This window comes from Verrucomicrobiales bacterium, from assembly GCA_016793885.1.
Lineage (GTDB): Bacteria > Verrucomicrobiota > Verrucomicrobiia > Limisphaerales > UBA11320 > UBA11320.
Window position 1 is genome coordinate 1 of sequence record JAEUHE010000081.1, and the last position, 3,083, is coordinate 3,083.

General features: G+C 58.6%; 2 protein-coding genes. Both read left to right on the forward strand.

Annotated elements, in window-relative coordinates:
* The first annotated feature begins 131 nt into the window (after positions 1-131).
* Complete coding sequence (locus JNN07_09865; protein ID MBL9168035.1) at positions 132-1,817, forward strand: DUF1156 domain-containing protein; 1,686 nt, start codon at positions 132-134, stop codon at positions 1,815-1,817.
* A gap of 3 nt (positions 1,818-1,820) precedes the next feature.
* Positions 1,821-3,083, forward strand: a 1,263-nt coding sequence (locus tag JNN07_09870; protein ID MBL9168036.1) for an ATP-binding protein, incomplete at its 3' end; no start/stop codon positions are given.

A 3,083-nucleotide genomic window follows, 5' to 3' on the forward strand; every position in this document is an offset into this window, starting at 1 on the left:
CAGAAGGTCCGAGAGGACGTATATACCTCCCCCCCACAAACGAGGCGGAAGTTGTTGCGCGCACAGCAAAACCAGCTTGGAAGCCCGATTTAGGAGTGACGACCCCTTGTCACGACATAGACCGATTGCCCATGTATGGGATGCCAACTTGGGGGGATGCTTTCACGCCGCGACAGTTAGTCGCACTCACGACCCTAAGCGATCTCGTCAACGAAGTCCGTGAACGCATCCGTCGAGATGGACTGGCAACTGGCCTAGACAATACTGACCGAGGCCTCGATGGCGGCGGCGCCGGTGCCACCGCATACGCAGAAGCTGTCAGCGTGTATCTAGCATTTGCGGTAAATCGTTGCGCGGACTTTTCCAATGCGATGACTCGGTGGGTGCCCGGAAACCAAAAAGTGATGAACCTGTTCGCCAAGCAGGCAATTCCCATGACATGGGACTATCCGGAAGCCGCAATTCTTGAAAACACAGTTGGGGGATTCGCTCCAGCCTCCGAGTATATCTCAGAATGCATAAAGAAACTCTCCCCCGCAGCGATTGGTTTCGCGGTTCAATCCGACGCGCAGAGCCAGAACATTTCTCGTCTCAAATTCATTTCAACAGACCCACCATACTACGACAACATCGGCTACGCTGACTTGTCCGACTTCTTCTACATCTGGTTGCGTCAGGCGTTGCGTTCCGTTTTTCCGACAATTCTCGCGACAATAGCGGTTCCGAAAGCAGAAGAGCTGGTGGCGGCCTCCCATCGTCACGGCAGCAAAGACAAAGCAGAAGCCTTTTTCTTGGAAGGAATGACCAAGGTCATCCACAATCTCGCGGAGCAGGCACACCCGGAGAGCCCGGTCACGATTTACTACGCGTTCAAGCAGTCCGAAACCACCGGCGATGCAGGAACGGCCTCCACGGGATGGGTGACCTTCCTAACAGCGGTCGTACGAGCTGGCTTCGCCATCGTCGGAACGTGGCCGCTAAGGAGCGAGCAAGAGTTTCGCATGATTGGCATCGGTAACAATGCTCTGGCTTCCAGCATCGTCCTTGTTTGTCGCAAGCGCCCGTTGGATGCCTCGTCCGTCTCGCGCCGCGAATTCCTTCGCGAGTTGAATGCCGTCCTACCCGAGGCGCTCGATGAGATGACCAAAGGCTCCGGCGAAGACCGTTCGCCGGTCGCTCCTGTGGATTTGTCACAGGCCATCATCGGCCCCGGCATGGCCGTCTTCTCCAAATACGCCGCCGTGCTGGAGGCCGACGGCTCGCCCATGAGCGTTCGTACCGCCCTCCAACTCATCAATCGCTTCCTCGCCGAGGACGATTTCGACGGCGACACCCAGTTCTGCCTACACTGGTTCGAGCAACACGGCTGGACGGAAAGCGTCTTTGGCGAAGCCGACGTGCTGGCCCGCTCCAAATCCACCAGCGTGGATGCCATGAAGGAAGCCGGGGTGCTGCAAAGCGGCAGCGGCAAAGTGCGCCTGCTCAAGTGGGCCGAGTATCCCACCGATTGGGACCCGCGCACCGACACCCGCACGCCGGTCTGGGAAGCCCTGCACCAGCTCATCCGCGCGCTGAAACAAGGCGGCGAATCAGCCTCTGGCGCGCTCCTCGCCGCCCTCGGCGGCAAAGCCGAAGCCGTGCGCCAGCTCGCCTACCGCCTCTACACACTCTGCGAACGCCTCGGGCAGGCCGAAGACGCCCGCGCCTACAACGAACTCATCACGAGCTGGACGGGTATCGAGTCTGCCGCAACGGTCGCTACTACTCCCCAATCTGTAATCCAGCATCTACCTGGCTTTGAGAACGAAGGGACCTAATTTATGAGTCTGAAACCCTGGAGAGAAATCGCAGTTCCTCATTCCGATGTTCTGGAGGGCACATTCCAGCAATCCGAATTTGCCGCCGACATTACGGCAGTTCGCACCGGCAAGGCTTCCCGTGAGTATCAAGATCCGGCCGCGTTCTTTCAGCGCACATTCATCACAGAAGGGATGCGCCTTCTCCTCACGTCGGTCGCTCGCCGCCTGAACGGACAAGGCGGCGATCCGGTGATTCAGCTTCAGACGGCATTCGGCGGCGGAAAAACGCACACGATGCTCGCCGTCTATCATCTCGCCACACGTTCCTGCCCCCTCAAAGACTTGGTAGGCATTCCGGCTTTGCTGGACCAAGCGGGTCTGCTGGATGTGCCGCGCGCGCGCCTAGCAGTCATCGACGGTATGGATCTCGCACCGGGTCAGGCTTGGAAGCACGGTGCCCAGACGGTGCAGACGCTATGGGGTGAGCTCGCGTGGCAACTAGGAGGAGAGGAAGCGCTCGCCTTGGTGAAGGAAGCCGATGTTAACGGCACCTCCCCGGGCAAGGAAGTGATCAAGACCCTGCTTGAAAAACACGCTCCATGCGTGGTCCTCATCGATGAACTGGTTGCCTATATTCGCCAATTCTCCAACGGCCAGGCGCTCAGCGGTGGCACCTACGACAGCAACCTTTCGTTCTTACAGGCCCTCACTGAGGCCGCCAAACTCGTTCCGAACGCAATCCTACTCGCCTCATTGCCCGAGTCTGAGGTTGAGGCGGGGAGCAACCGAGGAGTGGCGGCGCTAAAAGCTTTGGAAAAGACTTTTGGTCGAGTCCAGGCACTTTGGAAGCCGGTCGCCACGGAGGAGGCGTTTGAGATCGTGCGCCGACGACTCTTTGAGCCCATCCGCGACACGAAAACGCGGGACTCCGTTTGCCGCGCGTTTGCTGATGCCTATATCGCCGAAGGCTCCAAGCTCCCATCCGAAACGCAAGAAGCGCGCTACTTCGATCGACTCGTGCAGGCTTACCCCATCCATCCGGAGGTTTTCGACCGGCTCTATGAGGACTGGACCACGCTGGAAAGTTTCCAGCGCACTCGTGGCGTATTGAAACTCATGGCGAAAGTCATTTTTCGACTCTGGCAAGACCAGAACCAGGACTTGATGATTCTGCCCGGAAGCCTGCCCCTCTACGACGGCAGTGCCCGGAATGAACTGACCTACTACCTTCCGGCTGGCTGGGACGCCGTTCTTGAGAAGGATATTGATGGCGAACGCGCCGAA

Excerpts from the sequence above, each read along its gene's own strand:
- JNN07_09865 (MBL9168035.1), top strand. The coding sequence starts at position 132 with ATGTATGGGATGCCAACTTGGGGGGATGCTTTCACGCCGCGACAGTTA.